This window comes from Pseudomonas sp. KH_027 (assembly GCF_057838565.1).
Genome location: NZ_CM174470.1, coordinates 3,720,256 through 3,744,347, shown reverse-complemented (window position 1 = coordinate 3,744,347; position 24,092 = coordinate 3,720,256). Strand labels below are relative to the sequence as shown.

21 protein-coding genes and 1 tRNA gene are annotated in these 24,092 nt (G+C 58.8%); 7 read left to right on the top strand and 15 right to left on the bottom strand.

Going from position 1 to position 24,092, the window contains the following annotated elements:
* The first annotated feature begins 115 nt into the window (after positions 1 to 115).
* Together purU and AC3IYG_RS17485 are read left to right on the top strand one after the other, a co-directional pair.
* Entirely contained in the window at positions 116 to 967 is an 852-nt protein-coding gene (purU, locus tag AC3IYG_RS17490; protein WP_489310548.1) for a formyltetrahydrofolate deformylase, read from the top strand.
* A gap of 72 nt (positions 968 to 1,039) precedes the next feature.
* Positions 1,040 to 1,228 carry a hypothetical protein gene (locus tag AC3IYG_RS17485; RefSeq protein ID WP_489310546.1) on the top strand — a complete coding sequence of 63 codons (189 nt, stop codon included), beginning with the start codon at positions 1,040 to 1,042 and terminating at the stop codon, positions 1,226 to 1,228.
* A gap of 124 nt (positions 1,229 to 1,352) precedes the next feature.
* On the opposite strand, the gene AC3IYG_RS17480 is transcribed toward AC3IYG_RS17485, so the two are convergent.
* A complete protein-coding gene (locus AC3IYG_RS17480; protein WP_489310544.1) occupies positions 1,353 to 3,230 on the bottom strand; it encodes a methyl-accepting chemotaxis protein in 1,878 nt (625 codons plus the stop codon).
* Between the two features lie 129 nt (positions 3,231 to 3,359).
* Here AC3IYG_RS17480 and AC3IYG_RS17475 point away from each other — a divergent pair, with 129 nt between their 5' ends.
* On the top strand, positions 3,360 to 4,853 hold the full coding sequence (locus AC3IYG_RS17475; protein ID WP_489310542.1) for a helicase HerA-like domain-containing protein: 1,494 nt from the start codon (positions 3,360 to 3,362) through the stop codon (positions 4,851 to 4,853).
* A 126-nt stretch (positions 4,854 to 4,979) separates the two neighbouring features.
* On the opposite strand, the gene AC3IYG_RS17470 is transcribed toward AC3IYG_RS17475, so the two are convergent.
* The gene (locus tag AC3IYG_RS17470) at positions 4,980 to 5,192 is read right to left on the bottom strand and encodes a hypothetical protein (RefSeq protein WP_489310540.1); all 213 of its coding nucleotides are present in this window, start codon (positions 5,190 to 5,192) and stop codon (positions 4,980 to 4,982) included.
* Between the two features lie 868 nt (positions 5,193 to 6,060).
* Entirely contained in the window at positions 6,061 to 8,040 is a 1,980-nt protein-coding gene (locus AC3IYG_RS17465) for a UvrD-helicase domain-containing protein (RefSeq protein ID WP_489310538.1), read from the bottom strand.
* A 570-nt stretch (positions 8,041 to 8,610) separates the two neighbouring features.
* Between AC3IYG_RS17465 and tnpA the strand changes: the two genes are divergently transcribed.
* The 4 genes from tnpA (at position 8,611) to AC3IYG_RS17445 (ending at position 13,124) form a co-directional block, all read left to right on the top strand.
* Positions 8,611 to 8,943: an IS66-like element accessory protein TnpA gene (gene tnpA / locus AC3IYG_RS17460; RefSeq protein WP_489310536.1), complete on the top strand. Its 333-nt coding sequence runs from the start codon at positions 8,611 to 8,613 to the stop codon at positions 8,941 to 8,943.
* Positions 8,940 to 9,275 (top strand): IS66 family insertion sequence element accessory protein TnpB, encoded by a 336-nt coding sequence (gene tnpB, locus AC3IYG_RS17455; RefSeq protein WP_489310535.1) that lies wholly within the window; start codon positions 8,940 to 8,942, stop codon positions 9,273 to 9,275. The genes tnpA and tnpB overlap by 4 nt, the downstream gene beginning before the upstream one ends.
* 81 nt (positions 9,276 to 9,356) lie before the next feature.
* The gene (gene tnpC, locus AC3IYG_RS17450; RefSeq protein WP_489313884.1) at positions 9,357 to 10,904 is read left to right on the top strand and encodes an IS66 family transposase; all 1,548 of its coding nucleotides are present in this window, start codon (positions 9,357 to 9,359) and stop codon (positions 10,902 to 10,904) included.
* Positions 10,905 to 11,378: 474 nt separating this feature from the next.
* Positions 11,379 to 13,124, top strand: a complete 1,746-nt coding sequence (locus tag AC3IYG_RS17445; protein ID WP_489310533.1) for a restriction endonuclease — start codon at positions 11,379 to 11,381, stop codon at positions 13,122 to 13,124.
* Between the two features lie 673 nt (positions 13,125 to 13,797).
* Here the strand turns inward: AC3IYG_RS17445 and AC3IYG_RS17440 are convergent.
* From AC3IYG_RS17440 to AC3IYG_RS17385, 12 genes are all read right to left on the bottom strand, one after another.
* Positions 13,798 to 15,150: a DUF3987 domain-containing protein gene (locus tag AC3IYG_RS17440; RefSeq protein WP_489310531.1), complete on the bottom strand. Its 1,353-nt coding sequence runs from the start codon at positions 15,148 to 15,150 to the stop codon at positions 13,798 to 13,800.
* A gap of 314 nt (positions 15,151 to 15,464) precedes the next feature.
* Positions 15,465 to 15,752: a helix-turn-helix domain-containing protein gene (locus AC3IYG_RS17435; RefSeq protein ID WP_489310529.1), complete on the bottom strand. Its 288-nt coding sequence runs from the start codon at positions 15,750 to 15,752 to the stop codon at positions 15,465 to 15,467.
* Positions 15,753 to 15,888: 136 nt separating this feature from the next.
* On the bottom strand, positions 15,889 to 16,644 hold the full coding sequence (gene istB / locus AC3IYG_RS17430; RefSeq protein WP_025163932.1) for an IS21-like element ISPsy14 family helper ATPase IstB: 756 nt from the start codon (positions 16,642 to 16,644) through the stop codon (positions 15,889 to 15,891).
* Between the two features lie 20 nt (positions 16,645 to 16,664).
* The gene (gene istA / locus AC3IYG_RS17425; protein ID WP_025163931.1) at positions 16,665 to 18,179 is read right to left on the bottom strand and encodes an IS21 family transposase; all 1,515 of its coding nucleotides are present in this window, start codon (positions 18,177 to 18,179) and stop codon (positions 16,665 to 16,667) included.
* Positions 18,180 to 18,285: 106 nt separating this feature from the next.
* Positions 18,286 to 18,651 carry a helix-turn-helix transcriptional regulator gene (locus tag AC3IYG_RS17420; RefSeq protein WP_489310527.1) on the bottom strand — a complete coding sequence of 122 codons (366 nt, stop codon included), beginning with the start codon at positions 18,649 to 18,651 and terminating at the stop codon, positions 18,286 to 18,288.
* A gap of 62 nt (positions 18,652 to 18,713) precedes the next feature.
* Positions 18,714 to 19,187: a hypothetical protein gene (locus AC3IYG_RS17415; protein ID WP_489310525.1), complete on the bottom strand. Its 474-nt coding sequence runs from the start codon at positions 19,185 to 19,187 to the stop codon at positions 18,714 to 18,716.
* Positions 19,184 to 20,473 (bottom strand): tyrosine-type recombinase/integrase, encoded by a 1,290-nt coding sequence (locus tag AC3IYG_RS17410; RefSeq protein ID WP_489310523.1) that lies wholly within the window; start codon positions 20,471 to 20,473, stop codon positions 19,184 to 19,186. Before AC3IYG_RS17410 ends, AC3IYG_RS17415 begins: the two co-directional genes overlap by 4 nt.
* Before the next feature lie 164 nt (positions 20,474 to 20,637).
* Positions 20,638 to 20,711, bottom strand: a tRNA-Gly gene (locus tag AC3IYG_RS17405).
* A 99-nt stretch (positions 20,712 to 20,810) separates the two neighbouring features.
* Positions 20,811 to 21,695, bottom strand: coding sequence for an alpha/beta fold hydrolase (locus tag AC3IYG_RS17400; protein ID WP_489310521.1), 885 nt, complete (start codon positions 21,693 to 21,695; stop codon positions 20,811 to 20,813).
* A 566-nt stretch (positions 21,696 to 22,261) separates the two neighbouring features.
* On the bottom strand, positions 22,262 to 22,981 hold the full coding sequence (locus AC3IYG_RS17395) for a murein L,D-transpeptidase catalytic domain family protein (protein ID WP_489310520.1): 720 nt from the start codon (positions 22,979 to 22,981) through the stop codon (positions 22,262 to 22,264).
* A 108-nt stretch (positions 22,982 to 23,089) separates the two neighbouring features.
* Positions 23,090 to 23,782 carry a pseudouridine synthase gene (locus AC3IYG_RS17390; RefSeq protein WP_489310518.1) on the bottom strand — a complete coding sequence of 231 codons (693 nt, stop codon included), beginning with the start codon at positions 23,780 to 23,782 and terminating at the stop codon, positions 23,090 to 23,092.
* Between the two features lie 32 nt (positions 23,783 to 23,814).
* Positions 23,815 to 24,018, bottom strand: coding sequence for a cysteine-rich CWC family protein (locus AC3IYG_RS17385; RefSeq protein ID WP_489310516.1), 204 nt, complete (start codon positions 24,016 to 24,018; stop codon positions 23,815 to 23,817).
* Positions 24,019 to 24,092 lie beyond the last annotated feature (74 nt).

The following is a 24,092-nucleotide window of genomic DNA, read 5'->3' as shown; positions in this document are numbered from 1 at the left end:
AATGTTTGCCGCGTCGGCGGCGCCGTTCGCCGCACCTCAAACTGTGCGGATTACTGAAGTTTTTCCGGGCTGTGGCTAGAATGACGGCCTTTGTGAAGTTTCTGGAGTTTTCCGCATGCGCACTTTTAGGTTGGTCATCGCCTGCCCGGACGGCGTTGGTATCGTCGCCAAGGTCAGTAATTTTCTGGCCACCTACAATGGCTGGATCACTGAGGCGAGCCACCATTCGGATAATCAAAGTGGCTGGTTCTTCATGCGCCACGAGATTCGTGCGGATTCCTTGCCCTTCGATCTCGAGGGTTTTCGGCAAGCGTTTGCGCCGATTGCCCGCGAGTTTTCCATGGAGTGGCGGATCACTGACTCGGCACAGAAGAAGCGTGTGGTGTTGATGGCCAGCCGCGAGTCGCACTGCCTGGCCGATTTGTTGCATCGCTGGCATAGCGATGAGTTGGACTGCGAAATCCCCTGTGTCATTTCCAACCACAACGACTTGCGCAGCATGGTCGAGTGGCACGGCATTCCTTATTACCATGTGCCGGTCGACCCGCAAAACAAAGAACCGGCCTTCGCCGAAGTGTCGCGTTTAGTGCGTGAGCTGCAAACCGATGCGGTGGTGCTGGCGCGCTATATGCAAATCCTGCCGCCAGAGTTGTGTCGCGAGTTCGCTCAGCGGGTCATCAATATCCATCACAGTTTCTTGCCGTCGTTCATTGGCGCGAAGCCTTATCACCAGGCTTCGCTGCGCGGGGTGAAGTTGATCGGTGCGACATCCCACTACGTCACCGAGGAACTCGATGCCGGCCCGATCATCGAGCAGGATGTGGTGCGCGTGAGCCATCGCGACAGCATCGAGGAAATGGTTCGCCTGGGTAAGGATGTCGAGAAAATGGTCCTGGCCCGTGGCCTGCGTTACCACCTGGAAGACCGCGTGCTGGTGCACAGCAACAAGACCGTGGTATTTGACTGAATCGACCGCCGCAGATGGCTTGCGCGCGATCTGGTGCGGATTGGAGCGTGCTCCCGGCTCAGGAGGCTGCCCATGACTGATCCACTCGAACGTGCCACCGCGAGTCCGCCGCCGACGCTGGGCGAGGGTTGCCTGAGTCGTTACGACCCTGAGGCGATGGGTGAAGAAACCGGCACTGATTTTTCCGATGCCGCCGAGCTTTGGCGCGAGTTGACGCAGCCAGCAAACCACGTGCCTGAGCTACCGGCCGCAAAACCGTAACCGCAACCAAGTAGTGCGGGCGGGTCGTTTGGCCATGCTCAGCGTGTTGCAACGGCTCGCTCAGGCCTAGCCATAAAAAAAGCGCCCGGCTCGTCCAGAGCCGGGCGCTTTTTTTGTCTGCGGGTCAGATGCGGAAGCTGTCCACCAGTTGTTTCAGGCGCGAGGCCTGTTGCTCCAGATCGCCACAGGCGCGCAGGGTCGCCTGGAGGTTTTCCACCCCTTCCTGATTGAGGGTGTTGATCTCGGTGATGTCCATGTTGAGTGACTCGACTACCGAGGTTTGTTCCTCGGTGGCGGTCGCCACGGACTGGTTCATGCCGTCGATCTCGCCAATCCGCTGAGTCACGCTGCCCAGCCGTTCGCCGGCCTGATTGGCGATTTCCACGCTTTCCTCGCTGTAGCGCTGGCTCTCGGTCATGGTGGTCACCGATTCGCGGGAGCCGACTTGCAGCTCCTCGATCATTTTCTGGATTTCCTGCGCCGACTCCTGGGTGCGGTGGGCCAGGTTGCGCACCTCATCGGCCACCACGGCAAAGCCACGACCGGCTTCACCGGCTCGCGCCGCCTCGATGGCCGCGTTGAGGGCCAGCAGGTTGGTCTGCTGGGAAATGCTCTTGATCACTTCGAGGATTTGCCCGATGTCCACGGTCTTGCCGTTCAGCGTCTCGATATTGCCGCAGGAGATGCGGATCTTGCCGGACAGTTCGTTCATCGCCTGAATGGTCTTTTCCACCACCTGACGGCCATCTTCGGCCAGCAGGCGGGCGTCGGAGGCCTGGGTCGAGGCATCCGCGGCATTGCGCGCGATCTCCTGGGCGGCGGCGCCGAGCTCGTTGATCGCCGCGGCAACGCTGTTGGTGCGGTTGGCTTGCTCGTCGGAGTTGAGCATCGAGGCGTTGGAGGCATTGACCACCAGTTTCGCCACTTCGTTGACCTGGCTGGTGGCCGAAGAAACTTCCCGGATCGAACCGTGAATCCGCTCGACGAAGCGGTTGAAGGACGTGGCCAGTTCACCGAACTCGTCGTTGGACTGGATCGCCAGGCGCTTGGTCAGGTCGCCTTCGCCCTGGGCGATGTCCTGCATGGCTTTGCCCATCACGTGCAGTGGCTGCATCAGCACGCGGATCAGCATGCCGAGCAGGAAAATAATGATCGCCACGGCGATCAGGGTGGCGATGATCGCCGAGGCGCGGAACTCGCTGAGCATCCCGTAGGCCTTGCCTTTGTCCACCGCCAGACCGACATACCAGTCCACCGATGGCAGCCCTTTGACGGGGGCAAAGGTGAGGATCTGCTCTTCACCCTTGAGTTCGGTTTCACTGAGGTCGGTGCTGATCGCCGGGGTGTTTTGCGGGTAGATGTCTTTCAGTGTTTTCATCACCAGGCTCTTGTCCGGGTGAACCAGTATCTTGCCGTCGGCGCTGACCAGAAAAGCATGCCCCATGCCGTCGAAATTCAGTGAGTTGAGGATCTGTACCAGGGTCTCCAGGCTCAGATCGCCACCAACCACGCCAGCCGCCTTGGCGGGTGTGGCAATGGTGATGATCAGTGCGCTGGTGGCGGCGTCTACATAGGGTTCGGTCAGCGTCGAGCCGCCAGCGTTCACGGCGTCTTTGTACCAGGGCCGGCTGCGCGGGTCGTAGCCGTCGGGCATGGCACTGTCCGGGCGCATGGTGAAACTGCCGTCGGCGCTGCCCAGGTACGTGAAGGCGAAGGTCGAGGTCAGTGCCTTTTGTTCGAGCAGGCTGCCGACGCTTTCTGCGGCGCTGTCACGGGCTATCGACTGGGCTGTACTTTCCACCAGCAGGATGCGTCCGGACAGCCAGTTCTGGATATTGCTCGCGGTAACGTTGCCCATCTCATGCAGGTAGCTTTCCAGATCGTCACGGATCGCATTACGCTGCAGGTAGTCGTTGTACAAGGTGAACAGCGAGAATGCAGCGATCACGACCAAGGAGGCCGCGAGCAGAATCTTGTGGCTGAACTTAAGGTTATTCGTCATGTCTTCTTGCGTCCGGTAATGTCTGACACCAGTCTTAGGCTGATGTACGGCACAGGCTGCGCCGGCGGTTCGGCATTGTCGGTTATGTCGGCACAACTGCAGCAAAGCTTTAACCCAGGGGATGGCAAGATGCCTATATCTAACCAATTTGTTTTAGGTGCTGACCTCTCCGGTCAGCCAGTCGGCCAGGCATTGCGCCTGGCCAATCGACATGGCCTGGTTGCGGGTGCGACCGGCACCGGTAAGACCGTGACCCTGCAGCGCCTCGTCGAGACGTTCAGCGATGCGGGCGTGGCGGTATTCGCCGCCGATGTGAAGGGCGACCTCTGTGGTCTCGGTGCGGTCGGCACTCCGCAGGGCAAGGTGGCTGAGCGTATCGCCAGCATGCCTTGGCTCGAGCACCAGCCTAAGGCTTATCCCGTGACGCTCTGGGACATCCATGGGCAGAGCGGGCATCCGCTGCGCACGACGCTGAGCGAGATGGGGCCGTTGTTGCTCGGCGCCTTGCTGGAGTTGAGCGACAGCCAACAGGCCGCGCTCTATGCGGCGTTCAAGGTGGCGGACCGTGAAGGCTTGCTGCTGCTGGACCTCAAGGATCTAAAGGCGCTGCTGGCGCACCTCAAGGACCACCCTGAAGTGTTGGGGCAGGACAGCGCGCTGTTCACCAATACCTCGGCGCAGGCACTCCTGCGCAGGTTGTCGAGCCTGGAGCAGCAGGGCGCCGAAGCGCTGTTCGGCGAACCGGCCTTGCAGTTGGAAGACATTCTGCAACCCGATGCCAATGGTCGTGGGCGCATTCATCTACTGGATGCCAGCCGCTTGGTTCATGAAGCACCGAAGGTGTATGCGACTTTCCTGCTGTGGTTGCTGGCTGAACTGTTCGAGCAGTTGCCTGAACGCGGCGATGCGGATAAACCGCTGTTGGCGCTGTTCTTCGACGAAGCACACCTGCTTTTTGCCGACACGCCGAAGGCCTTGCAGGAGCGCTTGGAGCAGGTGGTGCGGTTGATTCGCTCGAAGGGCGTCGGTGTCTATTTCGTGACGCAATCGCCCAGCGACTTGCCGGACGATGTGCTGGCGCAACTCGGTTTGCGTATTCAGCATGGTTTGCGCGCCTTCACGGCCAAGGAGCAGAAGTCCTTGCGGGCGGTCGCCGATGGTTTCCGCGCCAATCCGGCCTTCGATACGCTGTCGGTACTCACCGAGTTGGGCATTGGTGAGGCGCTGGTAAGCACCATGGAAGAGAAGGGTACGCCGGCGATGGTGCAACGGGTGGCGATCGCACCGCCGCAGTCGCGCATCGGCCCATTGAACGAAGCGGAGCGGGCGGCCTTGATTCGCCAGTCGCCACTGGCCGGGCGTTATGACAAGGCGATTGATCGTGAGTCTGCTTACGAGCGGCTGACGGCGCGCGCGACAGCGGCCGATGAGGTGGCTCCGGCATCAACCGCCCCGAGTAAAGACGGCGCATCGGAAGGCGGGTTGGGTGAGCTGGCGGGCGATCTGCTAGGCGGTTTCGCCGGGCAGATGTTGAAAACGGCCGCACGCCAGGCCGCCAATCAACTGGGCCGCCAGTTGGTGCGGGGGTTGATGGGCTCGCTGTTGGGCAGCAAACGTCGTTAAGGTCGGCGGCCAGTATCTGTGTTGAAGAGAGGCTGGCCGGTTCCGAACGTGTCGCGCGGACGATGAATGCACAGGGCTGGCCGAGTTCTCGCTCTCACGGGCGCAGCTTTGGCGGTGCCCTGATCGTTAGCTGTTCGACTCGTCGATTTTGGCTTGTTGGTCTTTTTCGATTTTCTGCAGCTCTTTTTCGAAGGCTTGGTCGAGAAGGCTGGCTTTCTTGCGCCAAGGCTTGCGCTCAGGGTCCGGCTGGGCGGCGTAGGTAATGACTTCCCCACCGTAAACTTCCTTGTAACGCTGCGCCTGGCGCTCGAGTTCGGCGCGCAGTTCGTCTTTGGTCACGTAGTATCCCATTGGTCTTAAAGTGTTCCGGTAGCGTGCCTGGCGTAAAGCTTCAGGATTGCGGCTACCTGGAGTAGGGCTGTTGTCGTGCCCGGTTTATCGTTATTCGAACAAGTCTAGGAACCTGTATCCATAGGCTTCGTTCCGACAAAAAACCACTCCCCCCTCTCTAGGTGGTTACTGATTGTTTTTTGTGACTGTATATAACTGCTCGCCTGATATTATAGCGAAGTTTAAGTCGTTCTTGAAATCAGGCTCGAATACTTGAATTCGCTGTCTCGATCGGGCGCGGATTAAAGAGAATATTTACCTTTTATGACCGGTGAACTGTGCTGTCTAGCCGGTGCGAATTCGGCTTGCAGATCATGGCCTGTAGCTCAGCAGTTCACTGTGGCCAGCGCCAGAGTAGCTCTGCCGATATGAGGGGCGAATCTAAGTGTCAATTCAGTAGTTGGCCTGTAGCGGTTGGAGGACTCTTGTCATGCCGATCGTGCGATCAACACCTGTCAGCCCATGGCCGCACTACTCATGGAGAATTGGTAGATTAACCAGGCAGGAAGCTTCGACCTGAGAGAGGCCCTCGCTGAAATATTGATGGCACTCGAGTCTGTGCCGGGTGCTTGAGATGACTGGCTCTTGAGCATGACAAAGCAAAAAACTTATTGATAAGGTTTAAACGAATACAGGATGCGTCATTGTTTTGATTTGGCCGTCAGCTGAGTTCGGGTGTTTCAAGGCAATGAGGGCCTTCCTTGGATCTATTTATGCAAAACTGTTCAACCTGCCGGTCACCCATTCTCAGAGCGGTGACCGTCCAGAAGTGGGTACATCGACGCTGTCGACGAGAATAGGAGGGGTTATTCAAGTCCTAAGTCGAAGAGTTGTTTTGTTGGCTGGCTCGTTCCACCAACACTTGCGTCGCCCCCTGGGGCTTCTGGGTAAACCACAGCACCCGACTCATGCCCCGGGTAATCGCCACATAAGCCAGTCGCAAACTCTCATCCTGCATCGCTTGGTCGTAGCTATTTCGAAAGAACCCCGAATAGGCGTATAGCGCATTGCGTAGCGGGTGTTGTTCCGGCGGCGAGCAGTCGTCGACGATGATTGCGACTTCGGCTTGCAAGCCCTTGGCGCGATGGATGGTGTAGGTTTTGACCGGCAGCTTCTTATCCAACTGGGCCTGAATGTTCTGCAAGGGTTCATTGCGTCGGCTCAGGACAAGCACCGCGGTGCGATCGGCCATTTTGCGGGTGGCAACGTGCTCGCATTGCGCTTTGATTTCCTTTAGCAGTTCCGGCAGACGAGTTTTTACATCGAAGCGTTGCACCACTTTTACGCCGTGGTCTCCTGCTTGTAGGGACTTGAAGGCTTTACTGCTCTTGGCTTGCTTGAACTCGACGCCATCGAGAACCGCCTCGCCATCGCGGATCACTGGCTCGATTGAGCGGTAATTGGTGTCCAGCATGAGCACGGTGCTTTTCTTCGATTTTCCCTTGCCAGGGAAGTACCTGTCGAAGTCCATGAACAGTTCGGGGGAGCTGCCGCGCCACCCATAGATGGACTGCCAGTCGTCGCCGATGGCCATAAGGCTGACCGCCGTACCCTGGCCCGCCAAGACACGGTGTACGGCCTGCAGCCACTGGACGATCTGCGGCGAGATGTCCTGGAACTCGTCAATCAGCAGATGACTGAAGGGCGCCAGAGCTTGGGTCGAGATGCCCTTTGCGCCGGTAGCCAGATTTTGCGTGAGCTGCTGGAATGCGCCGTTGAATGTCATCAACCCTTGTTCTTGCAAGCGGGCTTCGAAGTAGCTCCAGAACATTACCAGCGCTTCGATGAAAACGCGTTCCCGGGTGGAGCATGACAGCGCTTGGGCTTGTATCCGGTCGATACGGATGCCGATGCTTTCCATAAAGCCCGCCTGCACATAGATGGCTTCGAACAGCGGCAGCGGGGTGAACTCCCCGGCCAGCTTGAAGCCATCCATCGGTGCTTTGGGCACTTTTATACGCTGACCCTCTATGTCGGCCGACGGCGGTGATGGCAAACCCAGCAGGGTATGAGCCCGCTCTCGGAAGCCCTGCTCCTGGGCGTAGCACTCTTGGTAAGCCTGCTTCAGCAAGCGTTGCTGGGCTGGGCGCAGGCGTGCGGAGGTGAGGGGGTTATCCAGTTCGCCGCCCGAAGCGACCTTGTCGTCCACCCGTTCGAACCAGGCCGGGTTGTTCAAAATCTCCTTGGCCTGGACCCCCATGGCCGAATGGAAGGTGCGCACGCATTGCCGAGCCTGACTGGCGTCGAAGGGATACTGCCAAAACTCCAGGACCTTAAGCAGTTGCTCGCGAAGCTGCCCGCAGGACGCAGTAGTGAAGGAAATTACCGTCAGGCGTCCGGGGTCGATGCCCATATGGCAGAGCATGAACACCACGCGTAGCACCAGGGTGGTGGACTTGCCCGAGCCCGCCCCGGCGAAGATTCGGGTGAGCGGATTGCGGCCGAGAATCATCGCCCACTGCTCATCCGAAGGGGGGCTGATCACGCCCGCATCCACGGCCTTGCCAGCGCGCTCGCGCATGGCCCTGATCTGTTGTTCGTCGACCGCCATCAGCGCAGGTCCATAGATGCCTTCGCTGGCCGCTTTACTGGACTTGGCGCGGGGGCTGGCGGGCTTTACCGCACCCGCAGCTTTGACCTTGCGGGCTGTCGCGGTGGCCTTCTTCGCCCGCGCTCTGGGCTTGGCCTGTAGCAAAGCCGCTTCGCTCTCAGCGCGCAGATACGCTGTTGTTCTGGGAAAGTAACGCGCCAACGCCCCGGAGATGAGCAGTTTGTAGCGCTTGACGGCAGACAGCATCGACGATTCTCACCCAGGCCATGATGTATATCGTTGAATGATAAGTGCTTTTGGTTGTGGCCTGGCAATCGCTGGTCGGCTCGCGCCTGAGAAGCACGAAGAGTGACAAGCCAGGCATGGTGAGAAGGGGCATGGCTTAACTGATGGCCGATGCTGGCATGGCAGGGGGACGCTGGAGCATTCCTTGGCGTACGCGACCTTCAAAAAAAGGGGATGCCGGGGCGGTCGAGCATGCATGGGCACAAAAAAACCGGCTCAAGGGCCAGTTTTTCTGGGTTCCCGCTTCATGTTGAGGTGTCTCGAAGCATGCTGGGATAGGAATCTGGAGGGCGAAGGGATTAGAACTATCCCATGTTTACTGTGTTGCAAGGCTGTTTTTAGTTTGGGCATACAAATAGGCATACACCGTGCCGGCTGCTGGGTTTGAATTGATCACACTTCAATCAGCCTATTTTGCTGTTCGTGGGTATGCGTCCGGCAAAGGCATCTAGCCCGCTCTGCTAGGCCAAGACATGGTGTGCACTTCAATTTAAGTGGACACCTCGTCTAGCCTTTTTAAGCAGATATTCCATGCAGCCAACGCGCCGTTCCTATCCCAAATCCTTCAAAGCCCAAGTCATACAAGAGTGCTCACAGCCCGGGGCCTCGATTGCCAATGTCGCGCTGAGCCACAGCCTCAACGCGAACCTCGTCCATAAGTGGATTCGGCTGCAATCGCAGAAAAATGTCGCCCTGCAACCGGCCTTCATCCCGCTGAAATTACAGGCACCTGCGACACGATCAGAAATCACCGCCGCCACTATTCGCATCGAAGTCCCAAGCCCTCGCGGAACAGTCGCGATCAACTGGCCGACCGAAAGCGCAGCCGCCTGCGCGACCTTTCTTCGAGACCTGTTGCGATGATCCGCATCGACTCGATCTGGCTCGCCACCGATCCCATGGACATGCGCGCCGGTACCGATACCGCGCTGGCGCGGGTCGTGGCGGTGTTCGGTGCGGCGCAGCCGCACTGTGCTTATCTGTTTGCCAATCGTCGTGCCACGCGCATCAAGGTGTTGGTGCACGACGGGTTGGGTATCTGGCTGGCGGCCCGCCGTCTGCATCAGGGCAAGTTTTTCTGGCCGGGCTCTCGACACGGCGCTCAAGTGGAACTGGGCGCTGAGCAGTTGCACGCCCTGGTGCTCGGTTTACCCTGGCAAAGAGTCGGGCCAGGCGGCGCGATTTCTATCGTGTGACGCCTGCCATGGCCTTCCTGGCCGTGCAATTGTCCGATGAGTCTCTCGCCGGTACTGGCCTGCTCTGGCAAAGTCGGCGACATGACTTCGCTTCCCAATCTCGACCAGCTCAACCCTGAACAACTGCGCGCTCTGGCGGCGCAGTTGATGCAGCGCGTCGAGAGTCTCGATCAAAAAGTCGAGTCAATGGACAAGCAAATCCACCATCACAAAACGGTTAACGAGAAACTGGCCCACGAGATCGCGCAGCTCAAGCGCTTCAAGTTTGCCAAGCGCAGCGAGCAGCTAAGCCCGGCCCAGACCAGCTTGCTCGATGACCTGATCGACACCGACATCGCGGCCATCGAAGCCGAGCTTGAGGCCCTGCAACCGGCTCTCGTTTCGACCGAGGTTCGGCAAAAACCTAAACGTACGGCCTTGCCGCCACAGTTTCCGCGCACCCTGATCCATCACGAACCGGACAACACCGAATGCTCATGCGGCTGCGCCCTTAAGCGTATCGGCGAAGATGTCAGCGAGAAGCTCGACTACACGCCGGGCGTGTTCACCGTCGAGCGCCACATCCGTGGCAAGTGGGTCTGTGATCAGTGCGAAACCCTGATTCAGGCACCGGTTCCGGCGCAGGTCATCGACAAGGGAGTCCCGACCGCCGGGCTGCTGGCCCACGTGATGATCGCGAAGTTCGCTGATCATTTACCGCTCTACCGCCAGGAATCGATTTTTGGTCGAGCCGGTTTGGCCATCGCGCGCTCGACTCTGGCCCAATGGGTCGGCGTATGCGGCGTGCAACTGCAACCGCTGGTCGATGCGCTGCGCGACGTGGTGCTTGGGCATCACGTCATCCATGCCGACGAAACACCGGTGCAGATGCTCACGCCGGGCGCGAAGAAAACCCACCGCGCTTACGTCTGGGCTTATGCCACCAGCCAGTTTGCCGACGTGAATGCCGTGGTTTACGACTTCAGCCCCAGCCGCGCCGGAGAACACGCCCGCAACTTCCTGCACGACTGGAAGGGCAAGCTGGTCTGTGACGATTTTGGCGGCTACAAGGCCAGCTTTGAACTCGGCGTCACCGAGATCGGCTGCATGGCTCATGCTCGGCGCAAGTTCTTCGACCTGCACGCCACCAACAAAAGCCAGCTCGCCGAACAGGCCTTGCGCTACATCCAGTTGTTGTACGAAATCGAACGTGAAGTCCGCGACCTGGAGCCGGATTTACGCCGTCGAATACGGCAAGAAAAAGCTGTACCGGTGATGGACGCTCTGCATATCTGGATGATCGCCCAGCGTCAGCTCGTGCACGATGGCTCAGCTATTGGCAAAGCCCTGGATTACAGCCTCAAACGCTGGACGGCGCTGTCGCGCTATCTCGATGATGGGGCGGTGCCCATTGATAATAACTGGGCGGAAAACCAGATCCGTCCATGGGCGCTAGGTCGCAAGAATTGGCTGTTTGCCGGCTCACTGCGTAGCGGCAAACGTGCGGCTGCGATCATGAGTCTGATCCAGTCGGCACGGCTCAACGGGCATGATCCGTATGCTTATTTGAAGGACGTGCTGACTCGCCTGCCGACGCAGCGGGCGAGTGCTGTCGACGAGCTGCTGCCGCATAGATGGCAACCGGTTTAGCTGCGCAAGACGGGATGCCCGGACGCATACGTTCGTGGTCATCGTGAAGGCGCACTTTCTGACCCACTAAGCCCCTAGGTTGCACCGACAAAACCGGCGAAAGCATCCTGAAATAGAAAGCACGTGCTGGGCTGGCTTCTTGTGGATTTCAGGTGGCTATGATGCTGCCACGAACGCGCTGCGTAATTGCATCGCACTTGGCCACCCATTTGCATTGCCACTGACCAGCCATTTGCATTCGACTTGACCAGCACACGCAGTAGTGACGACTGGCAGAGAGCGGCCAGGAGAAGACAGTCAGTGGCGTCTAAGGAAGAAGGGGCTATTCAGGGTCGTACCTTCCAGCTGTTTCCAATCCCCATAAAGTGCGGCAGTGTTGGTAGATTACGGGACATATGATTCGCCCAAGGATCTATCACTACCTGCGGAGTGCAGGTCTAGCTAGCCCATTTCTGCCTCAAGGAGATAAGAGCAATGCAGACACAGTTCGGACCTCTTTCAGAAGCGTCTACCGCACGCGGGCTCCTCAGATATTCGCTTGAGCTTTGGCACCAGGGGTTGAACAAGCACAGGATCATTCGTGGGGAATCGCCGTCCATTGTGAAAATGATGGCCACCTTGCAATCCCAGGAATGGGATGAGCGTTGGATTGCGGTTATAGACCGGAGTCAGCGGCAAACCGGGAAACGCCGTCAGGACGAGTGCAAAATCTTTGCGGCACAGCGTACCCAGGATGCGCTTGATGACCTGGCAAGTCTCGGTTCGATTCTCAAAGCCACGCTAGAAGTCGATGATGCCCTCGAATGGGACAACCTGAAGGACACCACCCCCTTTCCTGAGATGGCGCCTGTCGCTCCGAAACTGCCACCAGAACCAAAAATGGGGGAACAGCCTCGCGAGCCAAAGCGTCAGGATGACCAGTACACTCCCCAACTGGGCTTAATAGAGAAGCTGATCCCTTCTCGCAAGGCCAGTGCCATCAAGGCGCTGGACGAGAAGTTCGATGCAGACCATCGGAGCTGGCAAGCCCGAGTGGGCGTAATCCAGCGTGCGCACAGCCTGGCTATGCAGAAGCATGCAGAAGTCACTTCTGCGCTCAAGCAGGAGTACAGCAAGCGACTCAATGCATGGAAGTCCCGGCGCGATAAGTACATGGCCGAAAAGGCCGAAGATCATGCTGCAGTCGATGCCAGGAAGGCGGTGTATGAGTCCGGCGACCCTCAAGCGATCACCGAATACTGCGACTTGGTGCTGTCCGCCTCGAATTACCCAGAGTGGTTCCCTCAAGAGTTCGAACTGGACTATGACCTCAGCTCAAGAACCCTGATCGTCGATTACAAGATGCCCTCTCCCGATGACTTGCCGCGTTTGAAGGGGGTGAAGTATGTGGCCAACCGGGATGAGTACGAAGAGCAGTTCATATCGGACTCACAAGCAGCCAAGCTCTACGACGAAGTGCTCTATCAGGTCACCCTCCGGACAGTACACGAGCTGTTCGAGGCCGACCTAATTGCGGCTTTGGACGTGGTTGTGATCAACGGAATCGTCACAGCCATTGATCGCTCCTCCGGTAAGGCCGTGACTTCTTGCCTGCTATCCCTTCGCGCTAGCAAGGACGAGTTCATGGACATTAACTTGGAACAAGTGGACCCCAAGGCTTGTTTCAAGAGCCTCAAAGGCGTAGGTAGCTCCAAGCTGCACGGCCTCGCCCCAATCGCCCCCATCATGCAGGTTTCCCGGGAGGACAAGCGCTTTGTTGCCTCCTATGACGTAGCCAAACAACTGGACGAGGGGGTGAACCTGGCGTCGATGTCCTGGGAGGACTTTGAGCATTTGATTCGCGAGATCTTCCAAAGTGAGTTCGCTAGCGGCGGTGGCGAGGTGAAGGTTACCCAGGCCAGTCGTGATGGCGGGGTGGACGCCGTCGTATTCGATCCTGACCCCATACGTGGCGGAAAGATCGTGATCCAAGCTAAGCGCTACACCAACACAGTGGGTGTCGGGGCGGTTCGCGATCTCTATGGCACTGTCCTTAACGAGGGGGCCAACAAGGGAGTTCTGGTCACGACCTCGGACTTTGGCCCTGACTCGTATGCTTTCGCGGCCGGCAAGCCGCTGGTCTTGTTGAGCGGTGCCAACCTGCTGCACATGTTGCAGAAGCATGGTCACAAGGCAAGGATTGACCTGAAGGAAGCCAAGCTCGTTGCTTCCAAGTCCTAATGGAACGGCGGAATGAATTGGCCCTGCTTCGGTAGACGCTCTAAAATCGCCTTTTTGCCCGCTTCAAATCTCTCGCGAACGTCCGCAAAGGGTCCAGGCTGTGTGAAAACTACTGTGCTCGGTTATACGGCGTTGAAATCAGGCTCAGACTGCTCATTTACAGCTCGTAAACTCCGCGTCTTCGCCCGATTTCGCCTTGTCTAACCTTCGCTCGCTACGTTTTCACACAGCCTGGGTCGGTTGCTGCCCTTCAGTGCTTGGCTGACGCACTCCCCCTGAGAGGCCCTCGCTGACACTGATCAACTACAAACAGCTGGTCAGCGTGAATGCAAATGACTGGTCAGTTCGTGTGCAAACGGGTGGTCAAGTTAGTGCAATTACGCACGCGCTGGGCAGCTCGAGAACAATGGTCGGTGATCCTTGATCGGGCCTCACTTTTCCTCTCTATGTGCATGCCATAAAAAGGCGTCAGAAAGCGGCTGAATCATCATTACCTGAGGCAGCTCAGCACTCTTTTCGCTTTGGTTGGGTGCGGATTGTGCGGAAAGTGCGGGCTACCTGCATTTGTTGGGCTTGTGCCTGCGGAGACGGTGCGGAGAGCTGCGGATAAATCTGATTGTTGCTGGGTTTCCGCACTTCTCCGCAAAATTTCCGCAACCGCTAAGCCCCGGTATTACTGGGCTCCCTCAGTTTCCGCAGCTTCCTCAACCGGGTTAAGGCTGAATTGCTTCCCGTCAGCGGTTAGCAGGTGGTGATGTTTCACTAGCACGGCCAGCAATGGGTCACGTGCCTTGGCGCTCTTGCGGACGGCGGGCGGCCCTGACTTACCCAACTTGTCGCGGTGGAACTCTTGCCAGCCATCAGCCCGTTTGGGGTCGCGTAGCCATTCAATAAGAGCCACTGCCTGCTGTAGCAGCGGATCGGATGCCGCACTATCCGTATACCGCCGCCATTCGGAAAGCGAGTGGCGAACTATTGCAGTAGCTCGGCACATACACTCGCTGTCAATTTGCGCCTGACCTTCAAAGCAGGCAAACACGGCAGCCAGGCGGCGAGCTAGTTCACCCGCTCGGCCAGCGAAGGGGCGCAGGTTGGCGAATTTGCCAAGGGGTGACTGCTCGCCTTCCACTTCGTTATAGAAATCCAGCCAGTCTGCCTGGGCTTCGGCGTCCAGCTCCAGCACCGGCGGGGAGACTTCGCCTGTCTGCGGGTCAATTGCTTGGGCGGTGGCGCTGATGGCCTCACAGCGCGCCCAGTAGCGTTGCAGACGTGGGTCTGCGTATGCCTTGCGGTTGAGCTGTTCAGCGGTAAGAAGGCGCGTCCCGGCGATGCTGGCAGGGCTGGCGAACAGGAAACGCGGCAAGAAGCCTTGTCCGCGCAGCAACGGATCATCCAGCGCAGTGGCCACCGTGACCGATTGCGCCAGCAGGTGAACGCTCAAGCGGCGCTTATAGGCAAAGCCTGATCCCTCAAGGTTGCCGTGTGAACGGGTGCGCTCAAATGCTCCGTTGTCGAACGCTTTAACCAGTCCACCCAGCGTAGCGGGGCGGGTGTCTGCCTTGAGTGATGCGCCGCCCAGCACCTGGCCGCCTTCGTCGGTGTCCCATGATACGGCTGATGCGCCCCGGATCATGTCGCCGGCGATGCGCTCGAAAGTGGCGTCACTGTACTGAGTTCGCGGGTCGGCTGGCAGAGGGTGTTCGACTAGGTGTCGCTCGCGCTCTTTGCCCTTCAGCCCATCGGCAAAACTACTGATTTCCTTACAGGCTTGCTGGTGATCGGTGCGGGCCTTTTCCTCGGTTTCGTCAATCGTCTTGAACGCCAGCCGCCGACATTCACTTTTGCGGTCGCCAGAGTCGGCCAGGGTCAGCAGGAACAGCGAACAAGGCATGCCATCAGGGTTATGGATATGCGGGGCGTTAGCGCGTGTTTGCGCCAAGTAGGAACCTGCGCCGATAACGCACTGCGCAGCGAGCGCTAACGGTGCCTGTACATAGTCGGCAATGGCCCGGGCGGCCTCACGCATAAGCGGCGGTAATGCCTCTATAGGATATGGTGCTGCGTTCTCCAGATCGGGCAACAGCGGGCGCGGCTCGGGGTAAGACTCCAATGTCTCAGGAACGAACGAGTGACTAGACGCAGCCCTTGCCGTGTTCGCTATCTTCTTGCCTATACCCAGCGGGGTTATACCGTTCGCCTCAGCGGACGCCTTAACGCTTTCAGCCGTCCAGGCTGTATACGGCTCATCAGCGGGCGTGCTGGTGCTTGGTTCCTCGATTGCGTCAAGGTCATGGTATGCCTCAAGTGGGGTCACTTCGCCTTGCCATGGTGGCGTGCTCATCATTCGGCCACCTCTCGCAGCACATACAACGCCACCCCGTGATGCTCAGTGCCGTTATCATCGATAACTGATATGCGGCGTGTCTCAATAGCAAAGCCACGCTGCTTAAGCTTCAGAATGCGAGGGGCCGGCATTAGCACAGCCAGCTCGCGACGAATTGTCAGCGTGTCCGCTGGCCCTTGGCGGAGAAGTTCAAGAATGCGAATACGCTGCGCGGCGGCGCTGGTATCATTGGCGTGCGTTTTCTGAGGGCTGGCCGTTTGGTCGGCCTTTTTTTTGTTCGTCATTTAGATCGCTGCGGATTCCACGACACTTGGACACTCAGCCCACGATCATTTGGACACTCGTTCCATGCTCACTTGGACACCTGATCCACGTCCACTTGGACAGGCAGTCGGAGCGCAGCGACGCAGGTTTGCATTGTTAGTCTGAAGTCTCTGTCGCCGTCAATTTCGTTGCGCGTCTGCGCATCGATTCGCCCTTCAGTTCGATCCGATAAGCGTTGTGCACCAGCCGGTCGAGGATCGCATCGCCCAAGGTCGGATCGCCGATCAGTGCGTGCCATTTGTCCACTGGCATCTGGCTGGTCACTAGCGTCGAGCGGTTGCCGTAGCGGTCGTCCAGCAGTTCAAGCATGTCGCGCCGTTGCGCAGCGGTAAACGGCGCCAGGCCCCAGTCGTCCAGGATCAGCAAGTCGGTCTTGGCATAACCCGCCATCAGTTTCGCGAAGCGGCCGTCGCCGTGGGCCAGGCCTAGTTCTTCCATCAAGCGCGGCAAGCGCAGATAACGCACGCTGTAACCGTCGCGGCAGGCCTTATGAGCCAGCGCGCAGGCGAGCCAGGTTTTGCCTACGCCAGTTGGGCCGCCGATGATCAGGTTCAGGCCGTCGCGCAGCCACTGGCCGCTACCCAGTTGCAGGATCAGAGATTTGTCCAGGCCGCGCGGGCTGCGGTAGTCGATGTCTTCCAGGCAGGCGTTATGGCGCAGTCGTGCGGCCTTGAGGCGAGTAGTCAGGCGTGCGTCTTCGCGCTCGGTCAGCTCGCGGTCGACCATCAGACCGAGGCGTTCGTCGAAGCTAAGATCGTTGATGTCAGGCGTTGCGTGTTGTTCGCCAAGCGCCTTGATCATGCCGTGCAGGCGCAGGGTTTGTAGCTTGTCGAGTGTCGGGTTGGGCAGCATTTTGGTGCTCCTTTTTCAGGTCAGTGGTAGTAGCCAGGGCCGCGCAGGTTGATGTGTTCTTCGGGCAGTAACGGCAGGTTTTGCTGGGCAAGCGGCAGCCGTTCCAGCCCTTGGCGCAGGATCGATTCCAGGCTTTTATAGCTGCACGCGCCCAGTGCCAGCGCTCGCTGGCAAGCGGCTTCCAGCCGCTCTTCGCCGTGCTGTTTGCTCAGGCGCAGGATCCCCAGGCAGGCGCGGAAGCCGTGCTGCGGATGGATTCGGCGTTCGAGGATATGAGCGATGACACCAGCGGTGTTCGGCCCGGTCTGCTCAGCCCAGTGGATCAGTCGCTGCGGCGTCCATTCAGCATGTTCGCGGTGACTTTTGGGCATGTGCTCGGTTTGGGTGGTGTGGCGGCCTTTGTGCGGCGAGCGCAGATGGCTGGCCACACGCTGGTTGGCGTGGAAGCACTCGACGGTCTTCGCGGTTAGCCGCACTTCGAGTTGGTGTTTCACCAGCTGGTACGGCACCGAGTAGTAATGGCCGTCGACCTCGACGTGGTAGTCGATGTGCACCCGCACCTTTTTCCATTCGGCGTAGACATACGGATGTTCTGGTAGCGGTTGCAGTGCGGGTTGGTCGATGGTCTCGAAGGCCGAGCGGCGTGAGCCGGGCAGCTTCTTGAAGGGCTTCTGATTGAGGCGATCCAGCAGCAGCGCGATGGCTGTGTTGAGTTCGCCCAAGGAGAAGAACTGGCGGTTGCGCAGCACCGCCAGGATCCACCGCTCGACGACCTGTACGCCGACTTCAACCTTGGCTTTGTCCTTGGGTTTACGCGAGCGCGCGGGCAGCACGGCTACGCCGTAATGCTCGGCGAGATCGCGGTAACTGGGGTTGATATCCGGCTCGTAGCGATGCGCCTTGGTGACGCCGCTGCGCAGATTGTCCGGTACCAGGATCTGCGATGTACCGCCGAGAAAGGCGAAGCAGCGTACGTGCGAGCCCAGCCAGTCAGGCAGCTTCTGCGACCAGGTGGCCTCGGCGAAGGTGTAGCTGGACGCGCCGAGGACGGCGACGAAGATCTGCGTCTGGCGGATCTCGCCGGTTCGCCGATCAATGACCGGCACGGTCTGGCCGGCGTAATCGACGAACAGCTTTTCGCCAGCACGGTGTTCCTGGCGCATGACCACGTCGACCTTGGCAGCCCAGAGGCGGTAGTGCTCGCAGAACCAGCTGTATTGGAAGCCTTGCGGATGGGTGAGCCGATACTCTTGCCAGAGCAGGGCCAAGGTGACGCCGGGGCGACGTAACTCGGCATGGACATGAGCCCAGTCCGGCATCGGACGTTGATCGCTAGGAACCGTCGGCGCTGGCGGGAACAGACATCGCTCCAGTTCGGCGTCCGACAACTGCGTGGGCCAAGTCAGCCCGCAAGCGTTGAAGCGGTGCAGGTAATTGCCGGCACTGCCGCTGCTGATGCGTAGGCTGGTGGCAATTTTGCGCACGGACAGGCCGGCGTCGAACTTTAGGCGTAGTACCTCTCGGATTTTACGCATGGATATACGCTCCACGACGACCTCTTCGCTTCGAGAAAAGAGGTCGATGGTAGTGAATAATCCTGCGTTGCTGCCTGCCTGAGCGTGGGGTCGGATCAGTGAGAGATCACTGTCCAAGTGCTCGTGGAATCAGTGTCCAAGGGGCCGTGGAATGAGTGTCCAAGTCAGCGTGGAATCGCTGTCCAAGTGTTCGTGGACTGGGTGTCCAAGTGCGCATGGAATCCCCATAGATCGCCTCCCTCGCGTCGATTTTCGACTGTTGCCAGGTAGCGACTTCGCTCGCGACGAAGAATGCCCGCGCAGAACGGGCGCCCCCATTTTTGATGATTCGGGGGAAGGTCGGGTCGCTGGCCATCAGCTTGTAGATGCCGGAGCGCGACTTGCGCAGCAGGCTACAGACTTCGCTAAAGGCCAGTAGTTGAGCTAGGCCGGTGGCCTGACGCTGAAGGTCTTGCAGGTTGATTTCTTGCATCACCGTGTACCTGTTTGGCTGTTGGTGATGCCAGCCTATGCACCGAAACGGCAGCCTAATAACTACTTGCCGTTATTTTTGGCTATCCGTGCCCGGACTGTTCGAGCTGGAATGCCAAGGCGCTTTTCTATGAGCGATGCCACATTCCTTGGGTTGTGGCCAGAAGATAAAAGCTCTTCCTCGAGTTTTGCGGCCGCTGCCCAATCGTGAGTATTCCGTGCCGGCCTGGCTTTGTTCGCCAGGGTGTCCCGTTGCTTCTGAGTATGTCGATGTTTAGCCCTGGCTAGCGGATATGCGACATGTGATTCTCTGGCGTAAATCAGGACACATTTCAGCGCTTGTGCAAGAGCAAGTGCATAGTCGAAATGCCCCTCGTTAAAGGCTTGTTCGGACAGAGAGCGCCACTCGCTGATTTGTTGCTTCGCTTTTGGTGCTAGATCGATGCTGACAATGAGCTGGTCGAGAAAATTGATATCGATATCGCCCACAAGATCCATCTCAAAGGCGTAGATTGTTGCCTCTTCTGGTTCCTTCATGCCAGCTTCACCAGATCGATCACGTTACCCTCAATCAGGTTCACCTGGCGGCTAAACTCCTTGCGTTGAGCAGGGGTCATGCCTTCGGCCAGGCAGTCCAGGTAGTCGGCATACCATTGCATCATCGACCGGCGCTGCGGCAGGTACTGGGCCTGGTTGTAGACGCCAGAGACGCCAGCCTCCTTGTGCGCGAGCTGGGCCTCGACGTGCTCTTTGAGCCAGCCGTGTTCGCGTAGCAGGGTGCTTGCTGTATGCCTGCTGCCATGACCTACCAGCTTTCCTCGATAGCCGACTTTGGAGAGCGTCAGGTTTATGGTGTTCTCACTGATAACGGGCTTCTTGGGGCCGATGCCGGGGAACAGGTAACGGCTGCTGCCAGTCATGCGGCGCAGATCACGCAGGGCATCGAGCATCTGGCGGGAGAGGGGAGCCACATGGTCGCGGCGCATCTTCATTTTGCCGGCTGGGATCGTCCAAAGGGCTTTGTCGAAGTCGATTTCCGACCACTCGGCCCAGCGCACCATACCAGGACGGCTGGCAGTCCATAGGCACATCCAAGTCGCGGTACGGGCCGGCAAGCGGCTAGTTGTTGCTCGTAGACGATGCAGGAATGCCGGTAGCTCAGGTTCGAGCAGGTGAGGGTACTGTTTAGCCTTGGGGGTTTTGGTACTGATCGACAACAGCTCACTGGCGGGGTTGTTCTCACACAAACCACGGGCAATGGCCTGGCTGAATATCTGGCGCAGAGCTACCCGTACCTTGTCTCGGGTGTTCGGGGCGTTGCGGGCCTCAATGCTGGCTTGCAAGTCGGCGCAGTCTTTGCGGGTCACTTCGGTGATTGGCTTGTCACCAAAGGCAGGCAGCACATCATTGTCGAGGTATCCGCGCATCAGGCGCAGGGTGCTAGCAGCTAGGCCGTCATTCACCTTGCGCTGATACCAGTGTTCAGCAGCTGCCCTAAAGGTATTGGCTGCGGCGACGGCTTCTGCCAGTTTGGCGGCTGCCTTGTGCTCTACAGGGTCAACACCGGAGGCGAGCAGTTTGCGGGCCTGCTCTGCCTTGGTGCGGGCGTTGGCCCCAGTAAGGTCAGGGTATCCACCCAGGCCATGCCATGACCAGTTGCCGTCTGGCTTCTTGTAGCGCAGCTCCCAGGATTTGGTGCCGTTAGGCTTAACGCGAAAATACAACCCGTTGCCGTCTACCTCGCGGTAGGCCTTGGTCTCGGGGTCTAGAGTCGCCAGCACAGTGTCAGCCAGAGGGCGGCGCTTAATGTCTGCTCGCTTCATTTTTGTATGCCCAACTTCGTATATTCCCTGAGCATACAAGGAGGCATACAAGGTATCAATGCTTATGCGGGGGCATACAGAGACATATGGGCATAAAAAAACCGGCTAAAGTGCCGGTTTCTCTGGGTTTCAGCATCATGCGGGGGCATGTGGAAACATAGTATTGGAGCGGGCGAAGGGAATCGAACCCTCGTTATCAGCTTGGGAAGCTGGAGTAATGCCATTATACGACGCCCGCTTTTGCGGGTGCCTTTGTACCAGAAGTCGCGTGGAAAATGAAGCCTGCACCGAGTGCAATTATTTGCGGCTCGGTGCAGTCAGGCCTATTTACGCGCATTCAAATGGCAATCGCCGAGGTTTCGGCAAGCCGTGGTCGGCGTTTCTGCTGACCGCTTGGCGATGCTTGCAGGAAACCCAGCAGTGCTTGTTGCGACTGGAGCCAGGCACCTTTGTGCTCCATGTCGAGGAAGTGCCCGGCGTTGCTGATGGTGCTGAACTGGCAGTCGTTGACGTGCTGGGCGAACAGCCGCGCATCCGTCGCTGAGGTGTATTCGTCGTGCTCACCGTTGACGAACAGCAATGGGATCTCGATGGCCCCCAGGCAGTTCATGTGGCTGTGGTTCTCCAGTTTCAGCACTTGATGGATATGGGCGTGCATCTGCCGATATTCGTGCGCGTCGAGGTTGCTGATATGGCGATGGTTATAGCGTTTGAACAAGGAGGGCAGGTGCTTGCCGATGGTGTTGTTGACCAACTGGCCCATGTCCTCACGCGCCATGTCGTGCAGATAACGCAGACCCTTCTCCAGGTAGTCGAGCATCGGCGCATTGAGCAGTGGCGAGAAGGAGCTGATCACGGCCTTCTCGATTCGTGCCGGGCATTGTGCCAGCGCGAGCAGGGCGGCTACGCCACCCCAGGAAAAGGACAGCAGGTAATCGACCTGATAGTGCTCGATCAACTCCAGCAGGATCTCGGCTTCGTCCTCTTTGCTGATCGGTTGTTTGTGGCTGTTGTGCGGTTTGGACTGGCCGGCATAGGGCTGATCGTAGAGCACGACATTGAACTGTGGTTGCAGGTACTTGATGGTCTGCGCGAATGAGGCCGTGGTCGCCAGCGAGCCGTTCACCAGGATGATGGTTTTTCGAGCGGCTGGGCAGGCGTAGAACTCGGTGTGAACGTTGTACTGGCTGTGAACTTTAACGACTGCGGTTTCTGGCCTCATGTCGTTTTCCTCCTGGCGCAGGTGGAGCAAGGCAATCGGCTGGGCCGTTCACCTGGCTATATATGGCAGTCAGCAAAGCGCCTGGACATGACAAACGGATGTCAGGCTGGAGGATTTTATAAGTTATTTATTTTCAAACGGTTAGGATCGAACAAGACGACTTTTCCGGCGCTTTCAAGGGCGCGGAAGAGTATCTTTGAACCAGGCAGGAACCCACTATGCGCAAAGCGCAAACAACCGAACGAACGCTTAGATGGTCGCCGTGACTACTTGGTCACAGGCTGACCTTATGGTTTTTATTTAAGCAGTAAGCCCTGGCGCTGGCAAGCGTGAAAAAGGCTTTTATCGCCACCGTTCGCCGGTTAAGCCGATGACTTGCCATGCATTCATTCGATGCCTGCACGGGGCATACGAGGCGTCAGGCTGCAGCGACTTGCGCAAGAGCGCTGGTGTCTTGCCCGATGGGGTTGTTTCTCAGCCTAGGCGTATATCGCGAAGAGGGTGGAAAATTCTTTGGGGGGAGAGTCGCCGCCGCTCGAGGTATCCGCTATCGCGTTGCGGCTTGCTTACCTTTGCTGGCTGATTGACGCGGCGCTGACCGCTGGGCAGTTTTGCCCGGCGAGAAAGCGCGAGTTTTTCAGCCAGTTTTGTTGTGGGTAATAGGCGAACACATAGCTGCCGCCTTGCAGGCGATTGATCAACTGACCGGCAATTGCCGGTCGTACCGCCGGGCAGCCGTGGCTGCGGCCCAGGCGGCCGAGGCTGGGGACGACTTCGGGGTCGGCGTAGGCGGCGGCATGCATGACGATGGCGCGCGACTCGCTGTTGTCGTTGAAGCCCGGTTCCAGGCCATACAGGCGCAGCGAGCGGCCGTGCTTGCCGCTGTAGATCTGCCCGGTACGGTACAGGCCGATGGAGGATTGCTGGCTGTTTGGCTCGTTGGAGAACGAGGTGGCGAGATCGGCGCCGCTGTTCTTGCCATGGCTGACCCACTCTTTGAATAGCAGGGTTTTCGTATTCAGGTCAAAGACCCAGAGGCGTCTATCCCGCGAGGGTCTTGAATAGTCGATCAGCGTCAGTAGCCCATCGGGGTTGCTTTGGCTGCGGGTGGCGCACTGATAGGCATCCAATGCCAGTTGCAAGGTCGAGAGGTCGGCGGTGGGAGCCAGGCGTTGCAGCTCCGTGGCACTGGGCAGGTTGGCGGCAACAGCGCTGTGCCAGGCGCAGATCGCGAACAGGCTGGCGCTGGTAACCGTGAGCTGCCGCTTTGTGACTAAGGTGCTCATATTGGATTCCCCAAGGGGTCTTTGGGCTGCCTGCAAAAGCCTGAATACGGCTGCATGGAAACGGCGCCGCATCAGGGAGGCCGCTCCCACTTGATGGTGGGCCGGTTTTCAGAGCAAGGCAATTTCTCCAGCTGACAACGCACGGTATGCGCCAGGCGTCAGGCTGGGGTCGAGCACCAGCGGCCCCATGCTTTCGCGGTGCAGGCGCAGCACTTTGTTCTGGAAGTGACCGAACATGCGCTTGACCTGATGGTAGCGACCTTCGAACAGCGTCAGGCGGGCGCAATGGGGGGCGAGGATCTGCAGGTCGGCGGGCCGGGTGGTGAGGTCTTCATACTGGAAATACAGGCCGCGGGCGAAGACCTCGGCATATTCGGGTGTGATCGCCTGTTCGGTCTCGACGTAATAGACCTTCGGCAGTTTGCTCTTGGGCAGGGTGATGCGCCGTGACCACTGGCCATCGTTGGTGATCAGCAGCAGACCTGTGGTGTTCAGGTCCAGGCGCCCGGCCAGGTGCAGCTCGTGTTTGTCCGGCTCATCCAGCAGGTCGAGCACGGTGGGATGTTCGTCGTGGGCCGTGGCGCTGACGCAGCCACCGGGCTTGTGCAGCATGAAATAACGCGCGGCCTTGCCGGCCTGCAGCAGGCGGTCGTCGAGTTCTATGCGCTGGAATTCGCGGATATCCAGGCGGCCATCGGTGGCCCGCGCGCCGTCAACCTTGACCCGTCCGGTGGCGAGCAGCAGGCGGGCGTCGAGGCGGTTGAAATCCGGCAGGTTGCTGAGGAATCGGTCGAGGCGCATAGGGTCGGGAAGTCGTTACAGGTCAGTGCATCTTAAGCGATCGTTGTGCCCCGGGCGCAGTTGGGGCAGAGACAGACGAGGTCGCGTACGGTGGCTGTCAGGTTATCGAGCACGGCGCGGTCGATCGGCGTGGAGAAGCACCAGCAAGGCAACTGGGCGGTATGCGGATCGGCCTGGGTGCACTGGTTGGATTGGCCGCAGAGCGGGCAGCGGGTGGGTTCTGGGCGGGTGCTCATGCTTGGGCTGGCGAATGTCAGGGGCGTTCAGGGTGCAGTGTGAGCGCGCCGAGCGCAAGGTGCACCAGACCGGC